Annotated in this window: 19 protein-coding genes and 1 tRNA gene; 7 read left to right on the top strand and 13 right to left on the bottom strand. The window is 70.9% G+C overall.

Annotation, left to right across the window (positions count from 1 at the left end; translation table 11 throughout):
• Positions 1–3 precede the first annotated feature (3 nt).
• Both YWW_RS0101585 and murJ read right to left on the bottom strand, forming a co-directional pair.
• The gene (locus tag YWW_RS0101585) at positions 4–1,536 is read right to left on the bottom strand and encodes a protein kinase family protein (RefSeq protein ID WP_081687108.1); all 1,533 of its coding nucleotides are present in this window, start codon (positions 1,534–1,536) and stop codon (positions 4–6) included.
• Positions 1,537–1,746: 210 nt separating this feature from the next.
• Complete coding sequence (murJ, locus tag YWW_RS27690; protein ID WP_162145903.1) at positions 1,747–3,534, bottom strand: murein biosynthesis integral membrane protein MurJ; 1,788 nt, start codon at positions 3,532–3,534, stop codon at positions 1,747–1,749.
• A gap of 30 nt (positions 3,535–3,564) precedes the next feature.
• On the opposite strand from murJ, the gene YWW_RS0101575 reads away from it, so the two are divergent.
• Positions 3,565–4,989 (top strand): CCA tRNA nucleotidyltransferase, encoded by a 1,425-nt coding sequence (locus tag YWW_RS0101575; protein WP_026928718.1) that lies wholly within the window; start codon positions 3,565–3,567, stop codon positions 4,987–4,989.
• On the opposite strand, the gene YWW_RS27685 is transcribed toward YWW_RS0101575, so the two are convergent.
• A complete protein-coding gene (locus YWW_RS27685) occupies positions 4,880–6,379 on the bottom strand; it encodes a glycosyltransferase family 87 protein (protein ID WP_051325249.1) in 1,500 nt (499 codons plus the stop codon). The two genes, YWW_RS0101575 and YWW_RS27685, sit on opposite strands and share 110 nt — an antisense overlap.
• 55 nt (positions 6,380–6,434) lie before the next feature.
• The gene (locus YWW_RS33620) at positions 6,435–9,698 is read right to left on the bottom strand and encodes a transglycosylase domain-containing protein (protein WP_051325248.1); all 3,264 of its coding nucleotides are present in this window, start codon (positions 9,696–9,698) and stop codon (positions 6,435–6,437) included.
• Positions 9,699–10,147: 449 nt separating this feature from the next.
• Between YWW_RS33620 and YWW_RS27675 the strand changes: the two genes are divergently transcribed.
• The 4 genes from YWW_RS27675 (at position 10,148) to YWW_RS33615 (ending at position 14,230) form a co-directional block, all read left to right on the top strand.
• Entirely contained in the window at positions 10,148–10,804 is a 657-nt protein-coding gene (locus YWW_RS27675; protein WP_081687106.1) for a PadR family transcriptional regulator, read from the top strand.
• Positions 10,797–11,867 (top strand): inositol-3-phosphate synthase, encoded by a 1,071-nt coding sequence (locus tag YWW_RS0101555; RefSeq protein WP_026928717.1) that lies wholly within the window; start codon positions 10,797–10,799, stop codon positions 11,865–11,867. Before YWW_RS27675 ends, YWW_RS0101555 begins: the two co-directional genes overlap by 8 nt.
• A 135-nt stretch (positions 11,868–12,002) precedes the next feature.
• Positions 12,003–13,352: an MFS transporter gene (locus YWW_RS27670; protein WP_051325247.1), complete on the top strand. Its 1,350-nt coding sequence runs from the start codon at positions 12,003–12,005 to the stop codon at positions 13,350–13,352.
• A complete protein-coding gene (locus YWW_RS33615; RefSeq protein ID WP_051325246.1) occupies positions 13,307–14,230 on the top strand; it encodes a peptidylprolyl isomerase in 924 nt (307 codons plus the stop codon). Before YWW_RS27670 ends, YWW_RS33615 begins: the two co-directional genes overlap by 46 nt.
• 5 nt (positions 14,231–14,235) lie before the next feature.
• Here the strand turns inward: YWW_RS33615 and YWW_RS0101540 are convergent, their stop codons facing one another.
• The 6 genes from YWW_RS0101540 to YWW_RS0101515 form a co-directional block, all read right to left on the bottom strand.
• Complete coding sequence (locus tag YWW_RS0101540) at positions 14,236–14,952, bottom strand: lysophospholipid acyltransferase family protein (RefSeq protein ID WP_245595320.1); 717 nt, start codon at positions 14,950–14,952, stop codon at positions 14,236–14,238.
• 120 nt (positions 14,953–15,072) lie between these two features.
• Entirely contained in the window at positions 15,073–15,690 is a 618-nt protein-coding gene (locus tag YWW_RS0101535) for a bacterial proteasome activator family protein (protein ID WP_026928715.1), read from the bottom strand.
• 168 nt (positions 15,691–15,858) lie between these two features.
• A tRNA-Leu gene (locus YWW_RS0101530) sits at positions 15,859–15,941 on the bottom strand.
• An 86-nt stretch (positions 15,942–16,027) separates the two neighbouring features.
• Positions 16,028–17,005, bottom strand: coding sequence for an asparaginase (locus tag YWW_RS0101525; protein ID WP_026928714.1), 978 nt, complete (start codon positions 17,003–17,005; stop codon positions 16,028–16,030).
• 22 nt (positions 17,006–17,027) lie between these two features.
• Positions 17,028–18,089: a CAF17-like 4Fe-4S cluster assembly/insertion protein YgfZ gene (gene ygfZ, locus YWW_RS0101520; RefSeq protein WP_245595319.1), complete on the bottom strand. Its 1,062-nt coding sequence runs from the start codon at positions 18,087–18,089 to the stop codon at positions 17,028–17,030.
• The gene (locus YWW_RS0101515; protein ID WP_035697482.1) at positions 18,086–18,523 is read right to left on the bottom strand and encodes a Fur family transcriptional regulator; all 438 of its coding nucleotides are present in this window, start codon (positions 18,521–18,523) and stop codon (positions 18,086–18,088) included. The genes ygfZ and YWW_RS0101515 overlap by 4 nt, the downstream gene beginning before the upstream one ends.
• Before the next feature lie 104 nt (positions 18,524–18,627).
• On the opposite strand from YWW_RS0101515, the gene YWW_RS0101510 reads away from it, so the two are divergent.
• On the top strand, positions 18,628–19,482 hold the full coding sequence (locus YWW_RS0101510; RefSeq protein ID WP_026928711.1) for an aminotransferase class IV: 855 nt from the start codon (positions 18,628–18,630) through the stop codon (positions 19,480–19,482).
• A 361-nt stretch (positions 19,483–19,843) separates the two neighbouring features.
• On the opposite strand, the gene YWW_RS0101505 is transcribed toward YWW_RS0101510, so the two are convergent.
• The 3 genes from YWW_RS0101505 to YWW_RS0101495 all read right to left on the bottom strand — a co-directional run bounded on the left by YWW_RS0101505 (position 19,844) and on the right by YWW_RS0101495 (position 23,634).
• Positions 19,844–21,205, bottom strand: a complete 1,362-nt coding sequence (locus YWW_RS0101505; RefSeq protein ID WP_026928710.1) for an FAD-binding oxidoreductase — start codon at positions 21,203–21,205, stop codon at positions 19,844–19,846.
• 50 nt (positions 21,206–21,255) lie between these two features.
• The gene (locus YWW_RS33610) at positions 21,256–22,224 is read right to left on the bottom strand and encodes a serine hydrolase (protein WP_051325245.1); all 969 of its coding nucleotides are present in this window, start codon (positions 22,222–22,224) and stop codon (positions 21,256–21,258) included.
• Positions 22,225–22,680: 456 nt separating this feature from the next.
• Complete coding sequence (locus tag YWW_RS0101495) at positions 22,681–23,634, bottom strand: hypothetical protein (RefSeq protein WP_026928709.1); 954 nt, start codon at positions 23,632–23,634, stop codon at positions 22,681–22,683.
• Positions 23,635–23,841: 207 nt separating this feature from the next.
• Between YWW_RS0101495 and YWW_RS0101490 the strand changes: the two genes are divergently transcribed.
• A complete protein-coding gene (locus YWW_RS0101490; RefSeq protein ID WP_026928708.1) occupies positions 23,842–25,842 on the top strand; it encodes a hypothetical protein in 2,001 nt (666 codons plus the stop codon).
• The last annotated feature ends 4 nt before the right edge of the window (positions 25,843–25,846 follow it).

The raw sequence follows: 25,846 nt of genomic DNA, 5'->3' as shown, positions 1-25,846 counted from the left end.
CTCCTACCGGACGAAGACGTTGATGTCGCTGATCGTGAGCTTGTATCCGCCCGGGGAGGGCGGCAGGTTCGTGATCCACACTACGACATACCTGGTGGAGGTCCCGCCGGCCTGGAGTTCGACGTTGGTGTCGGCGTCCTCGACCGGTTCGGCGAGGGTCGAGAACGAGTCGAGGATCTCCTGGTCGCCGTCGCTGGAGTCGCCCGGGTCCTCGTCGCCGGCGAGCAGGCCGACCGTCGCGCCGGCGCTGGTCATCTGGACGCGCACCGAGGTGACCTCCCGGGCCTCGCCGAGGTCGATCAGGATGCCCATGCCGGCTTTGAGGTTGCCGAAGTCGGCGCCGTTGTAGGTGTCGGTGGACCAGCCGGTGGAGGCGTTGTCGTCGATGACGGCCTCGACGCCCTCCAGCTCGGTGCGGTTGCCCGGGGGCGGGTCGACGACGCGCAGGTCCTCGGCGCTGAGCTCTGCCGCCTCCGGCGGGGCGACCTCGGTGTTCTCGTCGGCCGGCTCTCCCTCGTCCGAGGAGGAGGCGTCGTCCCCGGTCAGGCCGAGGGAGTTCTCGTTCGAGCCGGGGTCGTCGCCGCCGCCCCACACGAGGGCGCTGGTGACCACGCCGGCGAAGACGACGGCGGCGACGATCGCGGCGATGACGGCCAGGCGCTTCATGCCCGCCGGAGGCGATTCGGGGTTCGCGGTCGAGCCGGAGCCGAAGGTCGCGATCGGGTTCTTCCCGATGGCGGCGAGCGGGTTCTTCCGCGGCGCGGGCGATCCGTCGGCCGCGCCGGCGCCGCCGGTCTCGGCGAGCCCCCGCAGTTCGATCGCGAGCTCGGCGGCCGAAGGCGGGGCCTCGCCCGTGTCGAGCAGGTCGCCGGTGAGGCGGGACAGCGTCTCGGGGACGGCGGGGACGACGGACCGCGCGTCGAGCGTGCGGCCCCATTCGTCGGTGGGCGCGTCCGGCAGGCCGGTGTTCTCGGCCGGGACGACGCGCGGCCAGGTGCCGGTCAGGCAGGCGTAGAGGGTGGCGCCGAGCGCGCGGACGTCGCCGACGGGCGTGTTGCCCGGCTCGTTGCGCGGCTCGGTGACCATGACCCGGTCGTCCTCGGACAGCAGCACCGCGCCGGGGTGCAGGTCGCCGTGGGTGACGCCGCCGTCGTGGAGGGCGGCGACCGCGTCGGCGACGGAGGCGACCAGTTCGAGCGCGTGCGTCGGGGCGAGCGGCTGCTGCGCGAGCACGCCGCGCAGGGACGAGCCGTTGACCCATTCCCTGACGACGTAGGCGAAGCGGCCCTCGTCGACCGCGTCGTAGACGTCCACCATCGAGTCGACGTGGGTCCGCGAGGCGGCCACCGCCGCTGTCATGGTGGGGGCGGCGTCGTCGCCGCCGGGGGAGCGCAGCACCACGGCGACACTGCGGTGCAGGAGGACGTCCACGCCCCGCCACAGCTGGCGGTGGCCGCCTGCGCCTCCGACGTGTTCTTCGAGGCGGTACCGTTCCGCGAGCAGGTCTCCCACGGACGGCACGTCGACAGAACTCATGGTGCGGGGTCCTCCCCTCTAAGTGCGACCCGGCAAGGGGTCTGTGCCGATCCGGAGTTCGCGGACTTCACCGCGGACCCCGATGGGCTAGTCCAAAGGGCTCGCAATGCCGCCGGGCGGACCGTGCCGGATCGTGGCGTTCGCCACCTGGACGTCCGCGGGTCCGGCCGGCCGAGGAGCCGTCGGGCACACGTATGGATGGTACTTGCCTCATCGTCGCAGCTTTGCGCGCACTGTGGTCTTGAGCGACGACATCTCAGTGACCCGCAATACCAGGCACGCGGCGATGTAGACGGCTATCAGGGCCGTGCCCAGGACCGCCGCCGCCGCCAGCTGCCCGAGCTTCGATCCGGTCACGTCCGGCCAGGCCAGCCACCCGAGCCAGGCGGCCACGCCCGCCAGGGCCGCGGCGGTGGTGGTGCGCAGCAGGCCGAAGGCGACCTTGCGCATGCCCAGCAGGCCGAGCCGCTTGCGCAGCAGGCCCATCGACAGCAGGAGGCTGACCAGGTAGGAGACGCCGTTCGAGACGAGCAGCCCGACCACGACCCACTGCGCGGGCAGCAGCGCGAACGCCAGCAGGTAGCCGCCGATGCGGAACGCGATCACCGGCAGGTTGAACAGCGCGACCGTCCTGGTGTCGGTCTGCGCGTAGAAGGCGTAGATCTGGAGTTGGCTGACCGAGAACGGCATCAGGATCACGCCGACGATCGCGAGGGCGGTGCCGGTGGCGAGCGCCTGCTCGGCTTCGTAGGCGCCCCACTGGAAGATGGCCATGCCGATCGGCTCGTGCAGGGCGATGAAGGCCGCGCTGATCGGCACCAGCAGGAACGAGGCCATGCGGACGCCGCCGGAGAGGTGGCCGGTGAGCTCCGACCAGCGCCGGTCGTCGGCCGCGCGCGTCATGCGCGGCATGAGCGCGGTGATGACCGAGACGGCGACGATGCCGTGGGCCATCATCATCATCAGGTAGGCGTTGTTGTAGACGGTGGTGCCGGGCACGAACGGGCCGCCGTCCTCGGCGTTCCCGGAGGCGGCGTTGGCGATCTTGACCACGGCCATGACGGCGACCTGGTTGGCCGCCACGAACAGCAGCGTCCACGCGGCCATGCGCCGGATGTCGGCCATCGGCAGCGCCTTGAAGTCGAACCGCAGCCGCCAGCGGAACCCGGCCTTGCGCAGCGCCGGGGCCAGGAACAGGACCTGGATGACGACGCCGGCGGTGGTCCCGCCGCCCAGGAGCAGCAGCATCCCGGCGCTGACCTGGTCGGCCTCCATGAACAGGAAGCCGTCGGCGTCGGGGGTCGCATCGCGCGTGTAGACGAGGAAGAAGACCGCGCCGACGGCGATGACGACGAGGTTGTTGATGATCGGCACCCACATGGGCGCGCCGAAGCGCTCGCGCGAGTTGAGCACGCCCGACAGGACCGCGAACAGCCCGTAGAACATGAGCGCGGGCAGCATGAGGTAGGACAGGCGCGTCACCAGGTCCCGCTGGACCGGCTCGGCCATGGCGGTGGCGATGAGCGGCGCGGCGAGGGTGACGATGAGCGCGGCGGCGCCGAGGACGAGGAGCGCGAGGGTGAGCAGGCGGTGGGCGAAGGCGTCGCCGCCGTCGGGGTCGTTCTTGTGCGAGCGCACGAACAGCGGCAGGATGATGCTCGCGAACACGCCGCCGAGGACGAGCTCGTAGATCATCTGGGGGAAGTACTGCGCGGTCGTGTAGGAGTTGCCCAGGAGCCCGGCGCCGATGGCCGCCGAGATGACGACCGTGCGCCCGAAACCGGTGACGCGGCTGATGAGCGAGCCGACGCCCATCAGGAGGCTGGAGCGGGCCACGCTCTTCTTGCCGCCCTGCGAGGGCGGCACGGGATCGGCGATGGGGCCGAGACCCGGGCTGTTGTTGGCGTTCGCGGTGCGGTAGACGGGGACTATGGGCGAGGGCGGGCCAGACGGCGCGGACTGCGGGCCGTTGTTCGGTCGCGCTCTACTTTCGGCCATTCTCGCTCTCTCCGCTAAGCTTGCCCGGCGATGTCTGACAACACTAGCGGTACCGAAATTACCGTCCCGCCCATAGCCGACGACTTGGGGCGGGTCTTCGCCGAGGCCGGTTTCGAACTGCATCTGGTCGGCGGCTCGGTGCGGGACGCGGTCCTGCGCAGGCCGACCAGCGACCTCGACTTCACCACCGACGCGCGCCCGGAGGACACCGAGCGGCTGCTGCGCGGCGTGTGCTCGGCGGTGTGGACCACCGGCGCGGACTTCGGGACCATCGGCGGGCGGTTCCGCGGGCAGCAGGTGGAGGTGACGACGTTCCGCGCCGACGCCTACGACCGAGTCAGCCGCAACCCGATCGTCCGGTACGGCGACAACCTCGTCGACGACCTCGAGCGGCGCGACTTCACCGTCAACGCGATGGCCGTCAGCGTCCCCGGCCACGACTTCTGCGACCCGTTCGGCGGGATCGGCGATCTGGCGCGGCGCACGATCCGCACCCCGGCGAGCCCGGAGTCGTCCTTCGCCGACGACCCGCTGCGGATGCTGCGGGCCGCGCGCTTCGCCGCGCAGCTGGACTTCGCGATCGACTCCGGCACGCTCGAGGCGATGAAGGCCATGGCCGGTGAGCTGGACCGGATCACCGCCGAGCGGATCCGCGAGGAGTTCGTCAAGCTGCTGTCCTCGCCCGACCCGGTGGTCGGGCTCAGGATCCTGGTGGACACGGGCCTGGCCGAGCGCTTCCTGCCCGAGCTGGGCGCGCTGCGCATGGAGATCGACGAGCACGCCCAGCACAAGGACGTCTACGAGCATTCGCTCCAGGTGCTGCGCAATGCCGTCGACCTCGAGGACGAGGGCCCCGACGTGATCCTGCGCCTGGCGGCGCTGCTGCACGACATCGGCAAGCCGGAGACCAAGGGCGTCACCGCCGGCGGCAATGTGACCTTCCACCACCACGACGTCGTGGGCGCCCGCCTGGCGCGCGGGCGCATGCGGGCGCTGAAGTTCCCCAAGGCCGACGTGCAGGCGGTGTCGCTCCTGATCGCCCTGCACCTGCGCTTCTACGGCTACGGGCGGTCGGGCTGGACCGATTCGGCGGTGCGCCGCTACGTCACCGACGCCGGAGACGAGCTGGAGCGGCTGCACAGGCTGGTGCGCTCGGACTGCACCACCCGCAACCGGCGCAAGGCCGAGCGCCTCCAGCGCGACTACGACGCGTTCGAGGAGCGGATCGCCCGGATCCGCGCCGAGGAGGACCTGCGCGCCGTCCGCCCCGACCTGGACGGCAACGCGATCATGGAGCTGCTCGGCCTGCCGCCGGGCCCGGAGGTCGGCCGGGCCTGGAAGCACCTCAAGGAGCTGCGGCTGGAGCGGGGTCCGCTGACTCGCGAGGAAGCCGAATCGGAACTGCTGGCGTGGGCCGCGGCCGAAGGCCTCGCACCACGTCGAGACGCGGATTGAGGATCTCCCAGACCACCATCGCGCACATGGCGGCGACGGTCAGCCAGCGCGCCGAGGCGGCGGTGAGGAACAGCCACTCGGGGATGCCGCGGCCCTCCTCGGCCGAGACCTGGAGCATCTTGCCGTAGAACGAGATGAAGTAGAACAGCTCGGCGGCCTGCCACACCAGGAACATCGTCCACTTGGGGCGGGCGAGGACGGCCAGGGGGATGAGCCACAGCACGTACTGCTGCGACCAGACCTTGCCGAACAGCAGGAACGCGGCCAGCACGAGGAAGCACAGCTGCGCCAGGCGCGGCACCACGTCCTCTTCAGGGGCGGCGTTCCGGTGGGTGAAGTAGCCGAGGGCGGCGATCGCGAGGCAGGCGGCCGCGAACAGCACGAGGTAGGCGTCGTTGACGAACTCGTGGTCCCACAGCTGCTCCCAGCCGGTGACGCCGCGCACCACGTACCAGCCGGTGCCCCAGTCGACGGGGCGCTCGGAGTTGAGCTCGAAGAACCGCAGCCACCTGTCCTGCCACAGCGCGGCGACCGGCGCGTTGATCAGAGCCCAGGTGAGCGCGGCGGTGGCGGTGGCGGCGAGCGCCGGCATCAGCTGCCTGCGGCGCAGCGCGAGCACCAGCAGCGGGCCGACGAACAGCAGGGCGTAGAACTTGGCGGCCACGGCCAGGCCGAGGAACAGCCCGGCCAGGATCGGGCGGCCCCGCTGCCAGTACAGGAAGAACGGCATCGACAGGGCGATGGCGAACAGGTCCCAGTTGACCGTGGCGGTCACGAGCACGACCGGCGCGGCGGCCAGCATCATCGCGTCCCAGGGGCGGCTGGGCCGGTCCGGCGGCGCCTCGATGCCGCCCGCGTCGAGCAGGTCGGTGCGGCGGTTGTCGGCGCGGATCGCGTACAGGACCGCGATGGCGGCGACGCCGCAGGCGAAGAGGGTGGCCGCGTTGAGGTGGTAGAAGATCGTGCCGCCGTCGACGGCGAAGACGTTGCCGGCGCGGTAGGCGATCTGGCCGAGGACGCCCATGAGCCAGCCGGTCAGGACGGGGTATTCATTCTCCGCTCCGCTGTAGGGGAAGGCGCCCGTGGCGAGCTCTCTGACGCCCCACAGCGCGCGGATGTCGGTGTAGCAGGCCTGCGTGTACTGGCCCCAGTCGGCCGGGAAGCCCGCGGAGCAGGGGTACTTCTGGAGCCAGGAGACGGCGAAGAAGACCAGGCCGGTGAACAGGATGACGCGCAGGGGCGTCCAGAAGCGGCGCCTCGGCGGGTCGACGGCGCGGTCGCCGAGCGGCCCGCCGATGAATCCTGAAGCGAGGCGCGCGAAACGGTCGGAGAGCGAGGGTGCGACTGGCGCGGTTTCGCGGTCAGTGCCCTGGGAACGTGACGACGGCATGGCACACATTGTGTCCCATGCCGTCGTCGGTGCTCGTCACGGTCGCGCCGGGTGGTCATTGACCGCCGTTATTGTCGCCGTTCTCTTCGGTGCCGGTGCCGCCGTCGTCGGGCGTCGTCGGATCCTCGGGGCAGTTGAACCAGCAGTCGTCGTCCTCGCCCGGCGTCGTCGGATCGTCGGTGGGCGTCTCGTCGTCGCCGCCGCCACCGTCGTCGTCGCCGCCGCCGCCGTCGTCATCGCCGCCGCCGTCATCGCATTCCTGGCCGCCTTCGCCGCCGTTCTCGTCGCCGCACTGGTCCTCGTCGCCGTCGTCCTGCTGGGCGCAACGCGGGTCTTCCGGGTTCGCATTGCAGTAGGTGCCGTTGACCTCTTCGATGTCGGTCGTGATGGGGGAGCCGATGACGGCCTTCTCCTCCCACTCCTGCTCTTCCCAGCCGTCGTTGTCGCCCTTGGCCTCGAGCACCCGCGACATCGCCGAGTACCAGACGGGGTAGCTGGTGTTGCCGCCGAAGACGCTGTCGTAGTTGCCCTCGGGGTCGGAGATCGGGTCGGACTCGGAGGTCACGTTGCCCACCCACGTGGCGATGGACAGCTGCGGGACGGCGCCGACGTACCAGGCGTGCGCGTTGTACGAGGACGGGTAGTCCTCGCCGTCCTTGTCCTTGCCGCTGGCCTCCCAGGTCCCCGTCTTGCCGAAGAAGTCCCGCTCGAGGCTCGGTGCCTCGGAGCCGCCGTCGATCTCGGAGCCGACCCACTGGAGGTCGCGGGCGATGCCGGCGTCGAGCGCCTGCGTCTCGATCAGTTCGCGCTTCGGCTGCACCTCCTGGCCGTCGGGGCCGATGACCTTGTCGACGTAGTGGGTCTCGACGGCGGTGCCGTCGTTGGCGATGGTCGCGTACATGGCGGCCATGTCCCGGACGCTGGTCGGGTACTGGCCGAAGGCCAGGTGGTAGTAGAACGGGTCGGTCGGGCCCTCGCCGCCGATGTCCAGGCGGTCGGGCTCGCCGTCCTCGTCGGCGAGCAGGCGGCCCTCGGTGTCCACCTGCGGGGTGTTGCCGTCGACGGCCACCGGGGCGTCGTTGTCGATGCCGCCGCCGGTCGCATCGTCGGTGACCCACTCGCCGTCGGCGGTCGCGGTCTGCCCGTGCACCGAGTAGGTGGAGTCGGGGTACAGGTGGTAGGTGACGGGCACGTCGTGCGGGTCGCCGTTCTCGTCGTAGAGCTGGACGGTCTGACGCATCTCGGTCATGCCCATCTCGATGGCGTTCTGGACGATCGTGTCGACGCCGTAGTCCTCGGCGATGGCGTACATCGGCGTGTTCTTGGAGTCGCGCACCGCGTCGGTGAGGGTCAGGTACATGGGCTCGTTCTGGCTGCCGTTGCGCAGCGTGCAGTCCGGATAGTCGCCCGAGCCGATGCACGACTCGCTCTCGGGGAGTTCGAGCGTCTCGAAGGCCCGCGGGGAGCTGGCGTCCCACCAGGACTCGATGGAGGCGCCCTCCTCGATGGCGGTGGCCGCGGTGATCATCTTCATCGTCGACGACGGCGGGTGCGGGGAGTCGTCGCCCGCCTTGTCGATGCCGAAGCCGTCGGGGCCGCCGTAGTAGCCGAGGACCCGGCCGGTGCCCGGTTCGACGGCGACCATCGCGGTCATCATCGACGGGTCGTACCCGGCGAGCGCGGCGTCGTCGTTGGAGTTGTCGAACTGCCAGTAGCCGTCGTCGGTGAGGACCTTCTCGGCGTCCGCGACCGAGTCGACGATCTCGCCTTTCTCATTGAGGTAGTTGCCGTCGTCGTCCTGTTCCACCACGATCTCGCCGCGGTCGGCGGTGCGCTCCAGTTCCTGCTGGATCTCCGCGTCGATGCTGAGGGTGACGTGGTACCCGCCGGTGTCGTCCTCGGCTCCCTTGAGCTCTTCCTTGGTGAGGCCGTACCGCTCTTCGAGCTCTTCGTAGACGTAGCCGTCGATCTCGTTGGTGATGAACCCGATCGGGGTGTCGCCGCCCCAGGATCCGCGGCCCTCGAACTCCTCGGTCGGCGTGGGGAACTCGAAGCCGTCGCGTTCCGCCTGGCTGAGGTAGCCCTCCTCGACCATGGCGCCCATGACGTACTCCCACCGCTCCGTGGCGGCGCCCTCGTCGTACGCGTCCGTGAAGTACGGGTCGTAGTAGCCGTTGGGCGACTTCACCTGCATGATGATGAACGCGGCCTGGGCGGCGTCCAGCTCGTCGACCGGCACACCGAAGTACACCTCCGAGGCCGCGGCCACGCCGTAGGCGCCGCGTCCGAAGTAGGCCATGTCCAGGTAGTAGGTGATGATCTCGTCTTTGGAGTAGTCCTGCTCCAGCTTCATCGCCATGACGGCCTCGCGGGCCTTGCGCATGTAGGAGATGTCGTCGCGGATGCCGGCCACGATGCCGGCCAGCTGCTGGGTGATGGTCGAGGCGCCCTGGGTGTCGCCGCCGGTGACGTTGTTGACCAGCGCGCGCGTGGTGCCCATGTAGTCGACGCCGCCGTGATCGTAGAACTTGCGGTCCTCCGAGGCGATCAGCGCGTTCTTGACGACCTCGGGCATCTTCTCGGGGTCGCCGACCTCCTCGCGGTAGGCCTCGCCGTAGGCGGCGGCCGCGGTCTCCCCGTCGGAGTAGTAGAAGGTGGTCGGCTCGCCGTCCTGGCTGAGCTGGTCGAGCGGCGGCACTTCCTGGTAGAACCAGGTGCCGACGACGGTGATCGCGGCGACGAAGATGACGCCCACGGCGATGAGCCCGGCGTAGACCTTGCGGCGGCGGCGCTTCTTCTTGAGCTTGCGCTGCTCTTTGAGCTCGTCCTCGCTGAGGCCGTCGGCTCCGGCGCGTCCCGCGCGGCGCCTGCCGGCGACGGTGGCGCGGCCGGTGTTCTCGCCGGCGGGGCTGACGGGCCGGGCGCTGCCGACCGACACGGACCCGACGGAGGCCGAGCCGACCGTGGCCTTGCCCACGGAGGCACTGCCGACCGAGGCGCTGCCCGTGGCGCCGCCGACCGAGGCGCGGCCGGCGCCGACGGAGGCGCTGCCCGAGGCGCGCCCCACCGAGGCGCTGCCGGAGGCGGATCCGCCGTAGGAGCCCGTCCTGGGTGCGGAGCCGTACGAGCCGGTGCCCGGCTGAGGCGAGTCGCCGCCGCCCCAGCCGTAGTCGCCGTTGCTCGGCTGCCTGCCGGAGGCGCTGCCGTAGGACCGATTGCGCGGTGAGGCGCTCCCGTAGGCGCCGCCCGAATGCCCGGCGTCGCCGAAGGATCGTCCGTCCTCGGGGGGCGGGTCCGAACGATAACCGTAGTCGCTCATGCTCAACCATCCACGTGTCGCTGTGCCGGCCGAGGCCCGCGGGTGCGCCCGCAGGCGTGCGCGAGCCGTCGGCAGGCTTCGCCTCAGTTCGCTCCCGGCGTTGGGGGATGCCCGGTCGCAGCGGCTTCTTCTCGATCAGTGGTCGTCCGGCCCGGCGTCGCCGAGCGGCCGTTCGAAGCGACGGTCCGCGGGCGGCGCCGATCAGGGCGGCCTCGGTCGTCTCGCAGTTTCGCACATCGAATCTGGGAGAACGCTGCTAGATCGATTAATCCTGCCGAGCTTATCGGATCCGGACCAGGCTGCACAGGGGCGAAGCCGCGGGGTTGACGTGATTTCGACCCGGCGCTATGGTGTTGACAGATGTATCGAGCCGATACATCGTAACGTCAGATCGAAGCGCGATGTCAGGATCAGCGGCACCGCGCCCACCGCCGGGAGGGGAGGGACCGATGCTCGAGCTGGCCATTCTGGGGCTCCTGCACGAATCCCCTATGCACGGATATGAGCTGCGGAAACGCCTGCTCTCTCTCCTGGGGGCGATCAGGGCGGCCTTCAGTTACGGCTCCCTCTACCCCACTCTCAAGCGCATGCGTCAACGCGGACTCATCGCAGAGGAGGTCCCGGGCGAAGGGACGGTCGAGAAGCCCCTGCTCACCGGGCGCCGGGCCCGCAAGGTCTACCGGCTCACACCCGAGGGCAAGGAACACTTCGCGCAGCTCATGGCCGACGCCGGCCCCGAATCCGCCGACGAGGCCCTCTTCGGTGTGCACTTCGCGTTCTTCTCCCGGACCGACCCGGCGACGAGGCTCCGCATCCTCGAAGCCCGCCGCCGCCGGGTGGAGGAGCGCCGAGAGCGCATCCGCGAGGCCCTCGGCCGCACCGCCGAGCGGCTCGACTCCTACGGACTCGAGCTCCAACGGCACGGACTCGAGACCGCCGAACGGGAGGTGCGCTGGCTCAACGAGCTCATCGCCACCGAGCAGAGCCAGGCCCCCCGGCGAAGTGACTTCGGCGACCGGCTCGCCGACCCGGGGCGCGCCAACGGGGCCGCCGCGGAGGATGAAGAACCAGGTAAACAAGATGAAGGAGGCAAGCGCGATGGGTGAACTACGCGTTGCCATTGTCGGCGTGGGAAACTGCGCTTCGTCGCTCGTGCAGGGTGTGGAGTACTACCGTGACGCCGCCGTCGACGACCGGGTCCCCGGTCTCATGCACGTGCAGTTCGGCGACTACCACGTGCGCGACATCGAGTTCGTCGCCGCGTTCGACGTCGACGCCAAGAAGGTGGGACAGGATCTCTCCAGCGCCATCAACGCCTCGGAGAACAACACGATCCAGTTCGCCGAGGTGCCGCCGACCGGCGTGACGGTCCAGCGCGGGCCGACGCTCGACGGCATGGGGCAGTACTACGACGAGATGGTGAGCGAGTCGTCCGAGCAGCCCGTCGACGTGGCCCAGGCGCTCCGTGACGCCCGCGCCGACGTCGTCGTCTGCTACCTGCCGGTCGGATCCGAGGAGGCGGCGAAGTTCTACGCCCAGGCCTCCATCGACGCGGGTTGCGCCTTCGTCAACGCCCTGCCGGTGTTCATCGCCTCCGATCCCGAATGGGCCCAGAAGTTCGTGGACGCCGGGCTCCCGATCGTCGGCGACGACATCAAGTCGCAGGTCGGCGCCACCATCGTCCACCGCGTGCTGGCCAAGCTGTTCGAAGACCGCGGCGTCCGCCTCGACCGGACCTACCAGCTGAACTTCGGCGGCAACATGGACTTCATGAACATGCTGGAGCGCACCCGACTGGTCTCCAAGAAGATCTCCAAGACCCAGTCGGTCACCTCCCAGATCCCTCACGAGATGCGCGGCGCCGACGTCCACATCGGTCCCTCGGACCACGTCCCGTGGCTGACCGACCGCAAGTGGGCCTACATCCGCCTCGAAGGCACCACCTTCGGCGACGTGCCGCTCAACGCCGAGCTCAAGCTCGAGGTCTGGGACTCGCCGAACTCTGCCGGCGTCATCATCGACGCCGTGCGCGCCGCCAAGATCGCCAAGGACCGCGGCCAGGGCGGGCCGGTCCTGAGCGCGTCGAGCTACTTCATGAAGTCCCCGCCCGAGCAGTACTCCGACGAAGAGGCGCGGCTGTCCGTCAACGCCTTCATCGAAGGAGCGTAGGGCGCCCGGGGCCGTGGGGCCCGTGAAACGCCACACGGAGGGAGGCCCTCGTCGTCGAAGCCGAGCCGTTCCACGGCTTCCCGGCTTCGCGATTTGAGGGTCTCCCTCCCCCGTCCACGGAGTTATCCTCAGACAATGCGCACCGACGGGCACGTTCGGATTCTCGCCTCGAGCCGCCGATTCCGAAGGCTGCTGGCCGTCAGGCTGACCTCGCAGGCCGCCGACGGCATGTTCCAGGCATCGCTCGCGCTCAGCGTCTTCTTCAACCCCGCCCTCGGCGAGCACACCGACCCCTTCGGCTACGCCGCCGCCGTCGCGATCCTCCTCGGCCCGTATTCGCTGCTCGGGCCGTACGTCGGCGTCGTCCTCGACCGCTTCAGCCGGCGCCGCCTCATCTGCGCGGCTAACGTCCTGCGCGCCGCGCTCGTCGTCATCATCGCCTTCACCATCCAGACCGGCCTGGACTGGACGTGGGTGCTGTGCGCGATGGTGGTCCTGGCCGCCAACCGCTTCGTCCTGGCCGGCCTCGGCGCCGCCCACCCGCACGTCGTGGACCAGCCCCAGCTGGTCACCGCGAACTCGCTGGCCTCCACGCTCGGCGCGCTCGCCTACGGCCTGGGCCTGGCGACCACCGGCGTCGCCAAACTCGTCGACTCCGGGATCTCCTACTCGATGCTGGCGCTCGCCGCCGGCTGCGGCTACCTCGTCTCGGCGACGATCGCCGCCGCCGCGTTCAAGCACCGCGGCCTCGGCCCCGACAGCGAGTACGCCGGGACGACGGGCCTGTGGACCGGCATCGTCGCCACCACCGCGGGCATGGTCGAGGGCTTCAGGCACCTGAGCCGCCGCCGCGGCCCCGCCCTGGTCATGGCCGTCCAAGGACTCCACCGCTTCCTGTACGGGATCGTGTTCATCATCGCGATCGCCCTGTTCATGGGCTTCTTCTGGGACCTCGAATCCGACCCGGCCAGGACCACGACGATCAGCTGGCTCCTCATCCTCGCCGTCCTGGGCAACCTCGGCGTCCTGGCCGCCGCCATCGTCACGCCGCGCGCGACGCGCGCGTGGGGGCCGAAGAACTGGGTGGTCGTCCTCATCGCCCTGTGCGCCGTGGTCGTGGCCGCGCTCGCCGGGACCATGCGGCCGATCATGTTCGCCGTCGCCGTGCTCCTGGTCAACATCGCCTCGCAGGGCATCAAGATCACCGTCGACACGAGCCTCCAGCGCGCCGTCGAGGACTCCTACCGCGGCCGTGTCTTCAGCCTCAACGACACCATCTACAACGTCGGCTACCTCGCGGGACTGTTCGCCGCCGCGTTCGTCGTCCCCGCCGACGGCTACGCGCCCGGCACCCTCGCGGGCGTCGCCGTCTCTTACGGGGTGATGTGCGTCGGATACGCGTACCTGGCGCGAGACGACGCACCGTACGATTCACAAGCATGGAGCCCAGCGGCACCCGAGCCGAGACCGAGCACGAGCCAGTAGCCTCCAACCCCTTCGGCGGCACCCCGCCGTGGCAGCGCCGAGGCGGATGGAAACGGGGACTCGCCGGACTCGGCGCACTCGTCCTCACCGCCGGATCGATCGCCGGCGTCTCCTGGCTCGCCTTCCGCGACGACGGCGGCGACGAGAGCGAAGCCGGTGACGTCATCTACGAGCAATGCCAGGTCAGCGAGGCCGACGACGCCGGGCGCACCGTCGACGCGCCCCGGCTCGACACCCCGGCCGACCGCACGATCGTGACCATCGAGACCAGCCACGGCAACCTCGAGGTCATGCTGTGGGGCGATCTCGCCCCGTGCGGCGTCGCGGCGTTCCTGCACCTGTCCGAGGTCGGCTTCTACGACGGCCACGACTGCGACCGTCTCACCACCCAGCGGGTCATGCCGACGGCGATCCTCCACTGCGGCAGCCCCGGCGCCGACCCCGAATCCGAGGAGACGCACGGCCCAGGCTGGCGCTACCAGGCCGAGGTCGGCATGGCGGGCGTCGACGTCCAAGACGTCCTCGCGCTGGTCACCGACGAGTCCGGCAACGCCGGCAGCGCCTTCGCCCTCATCCGCGGCCAGGCCGTCCCCACCGCGGGCGTCAGCATCATCGGCGGCGTCATCGACGGCTACGAGGTGCTGGACGCGATCGCGGCCCTGCCGGAGACGGTCGAACACGACGGCGAGCCGCCCCAGCCGGTGACCGTCTACTCCATCACCGTCATCGAGGAGACGGACGTGCCCGGCGGCGACGTCGCGCCGCCCACCGGGGAGCAGACCCCCACGGCGGCGGACCAGACGCCGACGACACCCGGCACCGACGCCTTCACCGGCGATCCCGCCCCCGAGGAGACGGCCACGGCGCCCGCCGGGTAGCCGGATCAGTCCGAGTCGGGCTCGTCCTTCCCCGCGGAGTTGCGCTTGGCGTACTTGTCGACGTACTCCTGGCCGGTCAGCTGCCTGATCGCGTCCATGATCTCGTCGGTGACCGCCCGGATGATGACCCGGTCGTTCTCCATGCCCTCGTAGCGGCTGAAGTCGAGCGGCTTGCCGATGCGCACGCCCACCGGCGCCACGCGCGGACGCGACTCCCCGATCGGGAGGACCTTCTCGGTGCCGATCATGCCGACCGGCACCACCGGCGCGCCCGTGGACAGCGCCAGGCGCGCCACGCCGGGCTTGCCGCGGTAGAGGCGCCCGTCGGGCGAGCGCGTGCCCTCGGGGAAGATCGCGAAGACCCGGCCCTCCTCGAGGACCTTCATCGACGGCTCCAGCGAGGCGGCGCTGCGCCGCCCCCCGGAGCGGTCGACGGCCACCTGGCCGAGGGCCTTGACCGTCTTGGAGATGATCTTGCCCTTCATGCCCGCACCGGTGAAGTACTCGATCTTCGCCATGGTCGCGATGTGCCGCTTGGTGGTCAGGCCCAGGAAGTAATGGTCGGCCACCGAGAGGTGGTTGGACGCCAGGATGACGGGACCGGCCTCGGGGATGTTCTCCTTGCCGTCGATCCACGGCCGCCAGATGAGTTTGATCGTCGGGGCGGCCGTCCATTGCAGCGTCTTGTACAGCACCGTGTTCAGCTCTCCAGTGGTTCTCACCCCGGCCGGCGGGAGGGTCCGGGCAGTGCCAATCTACAGCTCGCGAGCGTCGCCGTGAAGGCCGCGCTCGCCGCCGGCGGGCTGCGCCATGGCAGGCCGAGTCTATGGCATCTGCGGTGCCTACAGGTACTGCCCGGGGTGGTGGTCGGTGTCGTCACCGCGCGCGGCGCGCTCGGCCATGATGGCCCTCAGCTGGGGCGGGAGCTCGCCGCCGGCGCCGGCGGGCAGCGCGCGCATGTCCCCCGAGCGCATCTGGTCGAGCTGGAGACGGGCCGCCATCTGCTGGGCCACCAAGGCGGCCTGGATGCCGTGGAAGAGCCCTTCGAGCCAGCCGACGAGCTGGGCCTGCGCGATGCGCAGCTCGGCCTCGGTCGGCACCTCGTCGGCGCTGAACGGCAGCGAGAGGCGCTCGAGCTCATCGCGGAGCTCGGGGGCCAGGCCCGACTCGAGCTCGGCGATGGAGCGGGCGTGGATGTCGCGCAGCCGCTGGCGGCCCTTGTCGTCGAGCTCGGCGGCGCGGACCTCCTCGAGGAGCTGCTTGATCATCGAGCCGACGCGCATCACCTTGGCGGGCTCGGCGACCAGCTTGGACGGGTCGGACTCGGCCGCCTCGGCGAGCCGTTCCTGGGCTTCACCGGCGGAGATCGGGTTGCCGTCGGCGTCGACGATGAGCAGCTCGTCCTCGGACTCCTGCTCGTCGTATTCGTCGCGCTCCGGCTTCGTGTTCTCTTCGCTCATCGTCTGAGGTGTCCCCACGTCGTCAAAGGTGCAAGTTTCGGTCTGGTTCCCCTACATCGAGCCTAACGCGGCCGCATGGGGCGGTGTTCCCGCTGAGGGGCCGAGCGGCCCGGGGGAGAGGATGAACATACTAAGGCCCCGATGGCTGAACCACCGGGGCCTTGTCTGTGCGCGAGGTGGGAGTTGAACCCACACGTCCTTGCGGACACTGGCACCTGAAGCCAGCGCGTCTGCCATTCCGCCACTCGCGCGAGTGGTGCTTGAAGCGACGGCACGATACTACCTTGTCTTCAAGGCAGGTGGCGACAGGGTATTGGCCCGCTTGAGTCCTATGCCACTACAGCAGGGTGCGGAGCCTGCCGACCGGTTGGCCTCCGCCGAGGACCTCCGGGGAGGTCAGCTCCTCGATCACGCGGGCGGCGCTCTCCGGGAAGCGGTAGTCCAGCTTGACGGCCAGCGCCCGCAGCGCCACCGGCATCGAGGCCCGGCCGCCGCCGTCGTCGATCTTCACCGCGACCGCGCCGACGCCCGGCACAGAGAGCGCGTGGACGCCCTCGGCGCCGCCCTTGGCCAGCAGGCCCGGCACCGCGGCCATCGCGCGCGAGTCCGGCGCGTTCGTTCCGGCGATCAGTTTCGGGTGCGCGCGCATCGCGTCGGCCACCGCGCGCTCGTGCGCCTCCGGATCCGATTCGACCATCCGGTTGAACGCCCGCGCCAGACCGGCCAGGCTCAGCGCCATCACCGGCGCGCCGCAGCCGTCGACTCCGACCGCCTCGACCGTCTCGCCGCTCAGCTCCTCGATCACGGCCCTGATCCGCCGCTGCAAGGGGTGCCTGGGGTCGCGGTAGGTCGCCGGGTCCCAGCCGGCCGCCGCGCAGGCGGCGAGCATGCCCGCGTGCTTGCCCGAGCAGTTCATGTACAGCCGCCTCGCCCGGCTGCCGCTGGACAGGGCCCGACGCAGCGCGGCCGGGTCGCCGGGCAGGTCGGGCGGGCACTGCAACTGGTCCTCGCTCATTTCGGCGCTCGTCAGGACCGAGTCGACCCGCTCGATGTGCATCGGCTCGCCCTTGTGGCTGGCGGCGGCGATGGCCAGGTCGGCCTCGCTGTCGGGCTTCCAGCCGGAGCGCAGCATCGCCACCGCCTGCATCGGCTTGTTGGCCGAGCGCGGGAGGATCGGCGAGTCGGCGTCGCCGATCGCCGCGATCAGCTCGCCGTCGGGGCCGGTCACCGCCACGCTGCCGCGGTGGAGGCTTTCAGGGAAGTCGGAGCGGATGGTCTCGGCGACGGGTTCGCCGCCGCGATAAGCGGAAGTCATACCGCGGAGACTAACGCCGCGTTCACTGCCGCGCGGCCTGATCACCTGCGATGAGACGCGCGTCAGTGTCGGCGGCCGCGTTCCGCTTCAGCATCGCCAGCGCGATCTGGCCGTCCTCGTAGTGCTGGACGGCGGTGCCGATGAAGCCGACGTCCTTGCCGTCCAAGGCGACCGGCGTGCCCTTGGCGGGCGGGTGCTCGTCGGTGCCGTCCAGGTGCAGGCGCACCAGGCGCCGCGGCGGCTGCCCCAGGTGGTGGACCTTCGCGACGGTCTCCTGCCCGCGGTAGCAGCCCTTGTCGAGGTGGACGGCGTGGGCGAGCCAGTGGGGCACCTCGTGCGGGACGGTGCGCTCGTCGGTGTCGACGCCGAAGCGCGGCCATCCGGCGGCGACGCGCAGCGCGTCGAAGGCCCAGGAGCCGGCGTGCGCGGCATCGGGCCCTGTGAAGTCGTCCGCGAGTTCCTCGCGCCGGATCATCACGTCGTAGGTGTGCTCGGTGAGGTTGTCGGTGCGGCGGGTCCAGCCATCGGTGTGGTCGAGGGCGGAGCCGGGGTAGAGGGCGGTCGGCACCGCTGGGAGGTCCTTGGCGGCGAACTTCGCCACGGGCACCGGCTGCCGCACGGGCGCGGTGGTGTCCACGTTGTCGGCGAAGGTGTAGGTGAGCAGCGCCCACTCCTCGCCCGCGTCGCGGATGTCGACCTCGGTGCGGAACTTCATGAGCTCCAGGAACTTCAGCAGGCCTTCGCCGTCGCCGGGCTCGGTGTCGAGCCAGAGGGTCTCGCCGTCGTCGTAGACGTTCGCGTGGTGTTCGACGCGGCCGGTCGGCGACAGGAACAGCGTCTCGGTGCCCTGGTGCGGCTTGAGGCTCGTGAGGTGCTGCGTGGAGAGGGAGTGGATCCACTCCAGGCGCGGCGCGCCGGTGATCGTGATGATGTCGCGGTCGCTCCGGTCGAAGACGGCGCCGCTCTCGATCGCCTTGCGCTGCTCGGCCAGAGGCTGGCCGTAGTGCCACGCGACGCGCCCGGCGTCGTTCGCGACCGCGCCGGGCAGTTCCAGCAGCGGGGACGGGGCGGTCTCGGTCATCATGCCTTCTCCAAGCATTCGGCGCAGGTTCCGAACACGGCGACATGGCCGACGTCGAGCACGAACCCGGTCTTGTCGGCCACCTCCTTGCGCGCGTCCGCGAACACCGCTGGTTCGACTTCGGTGATCCGCCCGCACCGGTGGCACACCAGGTGGGCGTGCCCCCGGTCGCCGGCGGGGTGGTAGGTGGGGGCGCCGTGGGAGAGGTGGGTGTGGGAGACGAGCTGGAGTTCTTCGAGCAGGTCCAGCGTGCGGTAGACGGTGGTGATGTTCACACCCTCCACCCGGTCTCGGATGCGTTCGTGGATCTGCTCCGGCGTGGCGTGCCCGAGCTCGCGCACCGTTTCGAGCACGAGCTGGCGCTGGGCGGTCATGCGCATGCCTTTGGAGCGCAGCACCGCCGCCAGTTCGGTCTCTGACTCGGCTTCGGTGGGCATGTCTGCATGGTACTTCCAGTGGCGCGCCCGGTGTCGAATCCGGTTCGGGGCGTCCCCGCACCGGCTGTGCGAGGCCCCGGTGCGGGCGGGAGCAGAATGAGGCCATGGCAACAGTGACAGCAGTACTGCACAGAGGCGTCGTCGACTCCGACGAGCCGATCCTGTGCGCCGACGACCTGGGGGTGCTCCGGGGTGACGGCGTGTTCGAGACGATCAACGTGCGCGACGGGCAGGCGTTCCTGCTCGACAAGCACCTGGCCCGCATGGCGCGCTCGGCCGAGCGCATGGAGTTCGAGCTGCCCGGCTTCTCGGAGCTGGCCGAGCTGTCCGAGCAGGCGCTGGCCGCCTGGCGCGAGCGCGGGACCGGCGAGGGGGCGCTGCGCCTGGTCGCCACGCGCGGGCGGGAGCACGGCGGGCCGCCGACGGTGTTCGCGACGGTCGACCCGGTGTCCAGGGAGCGGATCCTGCCCAGGCGGGACGGCCTGCGGATCGCGACGGCCTCCTTGGGGGTGGATGCCGACGCGCGGGGGAAAGCCCCGTGGCTTCTAGGCGGGGTGAAGGCCCTGTCGTACGCGACGACCATGGCGGTCATGCGCTGGGCGAAGTCGCAGGGCGCGGACGACGCGCTGTGGGTCTCGGCCGACGGCTACGCGCTGGAGGGGCCGACCTCCTCGCTGCTGTGGCTCGACGGCGAGACGCTGTGCACCACACCGGTGTCGACGGGGATCCTGCCGGGGACGACGAGCGCGTTCCTGCTGGAGAGCGCCTCGAAGATCGGCCTCGAGGCGGCCGAGCGGCTGATCACGGCGGAGGAGCTGGCGCGGGTCGAGGCGGCCTGGCTGACCTCGTCCGTGCGCGGTGTGGCCTTTATCACTTCCATCGACGGAGCGGTGGTTTCTCAACGCCCGGATGTGACTGCTGAGCTGGATAAACTCGCCGGATTCGAGGTGCCTTCGTAACGGTTTCGCATCGATTCCCAGGGTTTTTTCAGCCTTGCCACAGGCCACGCTCAGAGACGGTCCTCATAGTAATAACCGTTCCGGTCACGCCGACAAGCCGAACAGAGGGACATGGGCAGTCTTCTGGGAGGCACGGAACATCCGGGGGCACATAACCGGTCAGGGCAATCGGGCACAGCCCGACCGGTGCCAATGAAAAGTGGAGCTCCTCCACTTTATCGGGGCCGCAGCGAATGGGCAAGCGCTGCGGCCCCATTACTGTGTCACAGGTCCGACACAACCATGTATCGGGACGATTCAGACGCCGACGCCCTCCTCCGCGCCAATGCCCCACCGCGCCGATATCCCCCGTTCCGCCGCCTCAGCCGGCGAGGACCTTTCCGGGGTTGAGGATCCCCAGCGGGTCCAGCGCCTCCTTGACGCGCCGCTGCACGGCCAGGTTCACCGGGTCCACCTCCCTTGCGAGCCAATCGCGTTTGAGCATCCCCACGCCGTGCTCGCCGGTGATGGTCCCGCCCATCGCAAGGGTCATCTCGAGGATCTCGTCGAACGCGGCCCGCCCGGCCGCCACCGAGGCCTCGTCCTCGGGGTGGACGACGATGTTCGGGTGCAGGTTGCCGTCGCCGGCGTGGGCGATCACCCCGATCACCACGCCGTGCCGCTCGGCAGCCGCGGCCACCCCGTCGAGGGCCTCGGCCAGGCGCGAGCGCGGCACCGCCACGTCGTCGACCAGGACCGTGCCCAGGCGCTCCATCGCGTGGTACGCCGCGCGGCGCGACTCCAGCAGCGCGTCGGCCTCGGTCGCGTCGGTCGCCCGGAAGACCTCAGAGGCGCCCGAGGACTCGCAGAGCCGCTCGATCGCGATCAGCTCGGCGGCCGGGTCCGTGTCGGCCGCGACCAGCAGCAGCGCCGCGGCGTCGGTCGGCAGCCCCATGGGCCGCATGTCCTCCAGGGCCCGCAGGTGGACGCCGTCGATGAGTTCGAGCAGGCTCGGCTGCGCGCCGGAGGCCATGATCGCGGTGACGGCGCGCCCGGCGGCGGCCGTGGTGTCGAAGACCGCCGCCAGCGACAGGCGGTCGGCCGGGATCGGGGAGAGCTTCACCGTCGCCTCGGTGATGACCCCGAGCGTGCCCTCGGATCCGCAGAACAGCCGGACCAGGTCGTAGCCGGCCACGCCCTTCGCGGTCCGCCTTCCGCAGCGCATGACCTCGCCGGAGGCCATGACGACCTCGAGGCCGAGGACGTATTCGGCGGTGACGCCGTACTTGACGCAGCACATGCCGCCCGCGGCGGTGGCGATGTTGCCGCCGATGGTCGAGGTCTCCCACGAGCCGGGGTCGGGCGCGTACCGCAGGCCGTGCTCGGCGGCGGCGCGCGAGATCTCGGCGTTGCGCACGCCGGGCTGGCACACCGCGATCCGGTCGACCGGGTCGAGCGAGAGGATCGAGTCCATCGGCGAGACGTCGAGCAGGATCGCCCCGTCGACGGCGGTGGCCGAGCCGGCCAGGCCGGTGCGGGCGCCCTGCGGCACCACCGGCGCGCCGCGCTCCCCGGCGACGCGCAGGACCGCGGACACCTCCTCGGTGGAGCGGGCCCTGACCAGCGCGGCGGCCTTCCCGGGCGCGACGAGCCGGGCGTGGTCGACCGAGTGGGCGGCCAGGATGTCGCCGTCGACGACCGCGGCGACGCCCGCCTCGGCCAGCGCGGTTTGCAGATCGCTCATGCCGTGATTGTCACAGCTGCCGTTCCGGGCGGTGCCCGGCGGTCCCGTCGCTAAGCGAGCGGGTCGGTGTCGATGACTTCGCGCGCGATCTCGGCGAGGTCCTCGACCAGGGCGATGCCCTCCTCTTCCGAGGCCGAGCCGCCGGTGAGGATCGAGAGCATGATCGGCTCCTCGCCGTCGCCGCCGATGACGCCGATCGAGTTGACGGCCCATTCGCCGCCGAGGTCGTCGCGGGTGTCCCAGCCGTTCTTCATCCAGACGGCCTCGCCGTCCTCGGCGCCGGCCACGACGCCCCAGTCCTGGGAGTCGTCCAGGTCGCCCATGAGCTCGCGGGCCAGCTCGATCTGCTCGGTGTTCAGCACGCCCTCGAAGAGCGCGCCCTCGAGCATGGTCAGCTGGTCGACGGCGGTGGTCTGCGTCAGGCCCCACCGCTCGCCCTCGCCGGGCTCGGTGCCGGTCAGGCCGAAGACCTCGTGGGCCTCGCGCATCGTCGCGTGGCCGTCGAGGAGTCCGAAGAGGATGTCGTTGGTGGCCTCGTTGTCCGACTCCTTGATCATCTTCTCCGCGGCGGTGAGGGCCCAATCGGGGATCTCGTCGACCGACTCGTATTCGAGCAGGAGCATCCCGAGGATCTCGACCTTGACGATGGAGGCGGTGTCGTGCTGCTCGTCGCCGTTGTAGTCGATCTCGAACTCGCTGTCGCTGACCGCGATCGACGCGTAGAGGTTCTCGTCGTCGAGCTCGGCGAGGTAGTCCCCGACCTCCTGGTCGAGCATCTCCTGCAACTGCCGCTGCGCGGCCTCGTGCTGCTCGGCGGGGTCGGGCTGGAGCTCGGAGTCGGTCATCTCGGACTGGTCCACCTGCGACCCCGGGAGGTCCTCCTCGCCGGAGGTGCCGCCGAGGCCGACGTCCTCGGCGGTGAAGTCGCTCATGTAGACGATCGCGGCGATGAGCACGGCGATCGCCGGGACGGCGAGGTAAGGCCAGAGCCTCCGCGAGGTTTTCGGCTTCGGGGTCACGACTGGGGTACCTGACTTGTAATGCTGGGGAGCGCTGACAAGGACTCCGGCCCACGCTAAAGCAGTCGCTCGGCGAACGGCAAGCGGGGTGCCGTCCGCGGCCCGCGCCCGGTGTCCCGACGGGCCGTGAGGGAGGCGACACTCTCGGGGGCCGCTCGCGCGGCGGGGGAAGCGCTCAAGCCGGGCGAGGCGGGCCGCTGATCGCGGCCCAGCCCGCCGGAGGCCTGGCTCATAGGGGCCGGGACGGGGTGTGAGGGCCGCTACGGCGCCCTCGGGCTGGCCGTGGGGCACTGGTCCGAATCGATGCGGTACCTGGGGAGGAAATGACCGACAGCGAGGTTCCGGTTCAGTGCCCCACGGGGACTCCACCGTGTGACGCCTCGGACCCGGCGCCGCCGAGCCCGAGCCGGTGGCCCTCCTCGACGCCTGCGGCGCCTCGGGCCGTTCGCGGGGCGATCAAGCCGTCGCCCGTTGCTTCAGGATCGTGCGCATGACCGCGGCGCTCACGCCGACCAGGCAGACGATCGCGACCAGCGCGAGCAGTCCGCTCGCCCCGTCCGAGACCGCCTTCGGGTCCACCGCGACGACCTCCTCGGCGGCCGGGTCGAGCCCGGGCTCGCCCGAGCCCTCCGCGTCGTCGCCGGCCGGCCCGAACGAGTTCACTTCGTCCTCCTCGGAGGTCTCCTCGGCCGGTTCCTCGGAGGGCTCCTCGCCGTCCGCGGGCCGGTCCCCGCCCTCCTGCGGCGCGGCGTCCTCGGCGGAGGCGTCCTGGCCGGCGTCGGCACCGTCCGTTCCCGAAGCGGTGTCCTCGCCCGAGCCCCGGCTCGGCAGCTCGGCCTCGGACGGCTCGGAGTCGTCCTGGCCGCTGGAGGTGTCCTGCTCCTCGGACTGCGGCGCGTCGACGACGTTCACCTGCGCGGACTCGTACTGCGCGAACAGGCCCCGGCAGTCGGGGACCATCGCGACCTCGGCCGAGCGGTTCATGACGAACACCTGCGACGAACCGGCGCCGATGTCGTAGGACTCGTTGCCGACGTGCAGCTCGGCGTCGGTGCCGAGATCGTTGGTGTAGCTGACGCGCGAGCCCTCGGTGACCGTGACCTCGGAGGCGTTGGGCCTCGAACTGGGGGTGACGACGCCGAGAGCGCCGCAGTCGCCGCTGAAGACGATCTCGCCTCCGCCGGAGGCCTCGGGTTCCTCGGCCATCGCCATGCCCACGCTCGCCGCGCCGCCGAGCGCGAGCATCGAGGCCGCCGAGAGCGCCGCCAGGCGCGAGCGGCGCCGCTGCGCGCGGCGGTCCATCGCCTCCTGCTTCGGCGGCGAGACGCGCCCGTCGCGCACGGGGTACGGCAGTGGCGGACGCTTCTCGGCTCGCGAGGCCTCACCGAGCTTCGTGGTGTGTCTTCCCATGCCTGCGGTCTCCAACTGCGATTCTGGGTGTGGAAAAGGACTGATCGCCAACGGGAATCAGGTCTCAACTCCGTTCAACGAGCGGGCGGCGGATAAGTGACGGCCGCGCCTCGGCCGATTTCGCCCGGTCCGGCCCGCTGGCCCGCACTCGGGGGCGTCCGTAGGATGTGCCGTGAAGCGACTACTCGAGACGGCGAGACCTACCCCATGTCGATCACCGACAAAGCACCTGAAGCGGAGGACGGGCCCGAGCCCGGATCGGAGCCCGCGGTGCGGCCCGGCGCGTCCGAGACCGACACGCCGACCGGCGTCGCGCCGGAGGCCTCCGCCGACGGTCCGGCCGAGAGCGCCGACGACGGCCGCGCGGACGCCGACCGCTGGCGGCGCTTCGCCAGCGGCGACGGCGCCACCTCCGTGGACGCCCTCGACGGCGACTCCGCCGCCGGGCGGCACCGCCTGACGCCCATCCACCGCCTCGGCCGCATCGGGCGCCGCGCCGCCACCAGCGAGTGGACCATCGCCGCCCTCGTCAGCGCCGTCCTGGCCGTCGGCATGACCTGGCCGCTCGCCCGGGACATCGACAAGGTCATCCCCCACGACGCGGGCGACCCGCTCCTGCTCACCTACATCCTCGGTTGGGTCGGCCACTCGCTGCGCGGCGATCCCGCCGGGATCTGGGACACCAACAGCTTCTGGCCCGCCACCGACGCCTACCTGTTCACCGACACGCTCCTGGGCTACGCGCCCGCCGCGCTGTTCGCCACCGACACGACCAGCGCCCTCGTCGTCTACAACGTCCTCTACATGGGCTCGTTCGCGCTGGCCTTCCTCGGCGCCTACGCGCTGCTGCGCCAGCTCGGCGCGCGCGTGGCCGGCTCGGCCGTCGCCGCGGCCGCCTTCGCGTACGCCCCTTGGAAACTCGGCCAGGCCGGGCACCTCCAGGTGCTCTCGTGCGGCGGGATCGCCTTGGCGCTGGCCATGCTCGCGCGCGGCCACGGGTGGTCGCTCAAGGACGGCTTCAAGCCCGAGCGGCAGCGGCCCGGCTGGATCGTCGCCGGATGGCTCACCGCGCTGTGGCAGTTCAGCATCGGCGCCGGGCTCGGCGTCCCGTTCGTGTACCTGCTGCTCGCGATCGGCGTCGTGGTCGGCCTCTTCTGGCTGGCGAAGCGCCCGCGCCTGCGCTGGCAGACGCTGGTCGCCGACGGCCTCGGCGGCGCCGTGTTCAGCCTCGGCGTGCTGTGGATCGCCGACAGGCACGCGGTCGTGGCGCGCGCCTACCCCGAGGCGATGCGCGACTACGAGTACATCGGCGTGTTCAGCCCCACCTGGCAGAGCTTCATCATCGCGCCCGAGGAGTCTCGGGCGTGGGGCGCGGCGCACGAGCTCGCGCGGGCCAAGCTGACGTGGCCGCCGGAGCAGGCGCTGCTGGTCGGGTTCACGCTGCTGGCCCTGGCGCTGGCGGGTCTGATCTGGTCGTCGTGGACGGGCTGGCAGCGGTTCTGGCTGGCGCTGGGCGTCGGGATCACGCTCGCGTTCGCGATGGGGCCGAACTTCCTCGACCACGGCGCGTGGGCGTGGCGGCTGCTGTACGACTACGCGCCGGGCTTCGACGCGATCCGGACGCCGGGGCGGCTGGTCATCTACCTGACGCTGCTGCTGGCGATCCTGGCGGCCGGGACGCTGACGCGCGCGGCGGACGCGGCCGACGCGGTGGCGCACGAGTCGCGCGTGGACCGGCGGCTGGTGGTGCGCGCCCCGCGGCGCGCGCACGCGCTGCTGTTCCTGCCGATCGTGCTGGTCCTCATCGAGGGCATGACGGTCGCGCGGAACGTCGAACCGCCCGAGGCCCCGGTGGACATGTCCTCATTGGAAGGGCCGGTGCTGTTCCTGCCCTCGGACGGTCGGGACACGCGCGTGCAGTACTGGAGCATCGACGGCTTCGTGGAGACGCCCAACGGGATCGCGGGCTTCACCACCGACGAGCAGTCCGCGATCCGGCAGCTGTCGCAGTCGTTCCCCAGCGAGGACGCGATCGCCGGGCTCCAGGACGCGGGCATCGAGACGGTGGTGGTGATCCCCGAGTGGCTGCCGGGCACCGACTGGGACGGCATGGACCACGAGACCGACCCGTTCGGCGTCGAAGTGGAGCGCACCGACGGCGGCGCCGTCGTCTACCACATCGGCGAGGAGGAGACGGGCCTCGAATGAGCGG

This window comes from Glycomyces tenuis DSM 44171, from assembly GCF_000427885.1.
Lineage (GTDB): Bacteria > Actinomycetota > Actinomycetes > Mycobacteriales > Micromonosporaceae > Glycomyces > Glycomyces tenuis.
This window is presented reverse-complemented; position numbering and strand designations above follow the sequence as displayed.

Excerpts from the sequence above, each read along its gene's own strand:
- YWW_RS0101585 (WP_081687108.1), bottom strand. The coding sequence starts at position 1,536 with ATGAGTTCTGTCGACGTGCCGTCCGTGGGAGACCTGCTCGCGGAACGG.
- murJ (WP_162145903.1), bottom strand. The coding sequence starts at position 3,534 with ATGGCCGAAAGTAGAGCGCGACCGAACAACGGCCCGCAGTCCGCGCCG.
- YWW_RS0101575 (WP_026928718.1), top strand. The coding sequence starts at position 3,565 with ATGTCTGACAACACTAGCGGTACCGAAATTACCGTCCCGCCCATAGCC.
- YWW_RS27685 (WP_051325249.1), bottom strand. The coding sequence starts at position 6,379 with ATGCCGTCGTCACGTTCCCAGGGCACTGACCGCGAAACCGCGCCAGTC.
- YWW_RS33620 (WP_051325248.1), bottom strand. The coding sequence starts at position 9,698 with ATGAGCGACTACGGTTATCGTTCGGACCCGCCCCCCGAGGACGGACGA.
- YWW_RS27675 (WP_081687106.1), top strand. The coding sequence starts at position 10,148 with ATGCTCGAGCTGGCCATTCTGGGGCTCCTGCACGAATCCCCTATGCAC.
- YWW_RS0101555 (WP_026928717.1), top strand. The coding sequence starts at position 10,797 with ATGGGTGAACTACGCGTTGCCATTGTCGGCGTGGGAAACTGCGCTTCG.
- YWW_RS27670 (WP_051325247.1), top strand. The coding sequence starts at position 12,003 with ATGCGCACCGACGGGCACGTTCGGATTCTCGCCTCGAGCCGCCGATTC.
- YWW_RS33615 (WP_051325246.1), top strand. The coding sequence starts at position 13,307 with ATGGAGCCCAGCGGCACCCGAGCCGAGACCGAGCACGAGCCAGTAGCC.
- YWW_RS0101535 (WP_026928715.1), bottom strand. The coding sequence starts at position 15,690 with ATGAGCGAAGAGAACACGAAGCCGGAGCGCGACGAATACGACGAGCAG.
- YWW_RS0101525 (WP_026928714.1), bottom strand. The coding sequence starts at position 17,005 with ATGACTTCCGCTTATCGCGGCGGCGAACCCGTCGCCGAGACCATCCGC.
- ygfZ (WP_245595319.1), bottom strand. The coding sequence starts at position 18,089 with ATGATGACCGAGACCGCCCCGTCCCCGCTGCTGGAACTGCCCGGCGCG.
- YWW_RS0101515 (WP_035697482.1), bottom strand. The coding sequence starts at position 18,523 with ATGCCCACCGAAGCCGAGTCAGAGACCGAACTGGCGGCGGTGCTGCGC.
- YWW_RS0101510 (WP_026928711.1), top strand. The coding sequence starts at position 18,628 with ATGGCAACAGTGACAGCAGTACTGCACAGAGGCGTCGTCGACTCCGAC.
- YWW_RS0101505 (WP_026928710.1), bottom strand. The coding sequence starts at position 21,205 with ATGAGCGATCTGCAAACCGCGCTGGCCGAGGCGGGCGTCGCCGCGGTC.
- YWW_RS0101495 (WP_026928709.1), bottom strand. The coding sequence starts at position 23,634 with ATGGGAAGACACACCACGAAGCTCGGTGAGGCCTCGCGAGCCGAGAAG.
- YWW_RS0101490 (WP_026928708.1), top strand. The coding sequence starts at position 23,842 with ATGTCGATCACCGACAAAGCACCTGAAGCGGAGGACGGGCCCGAGCCC.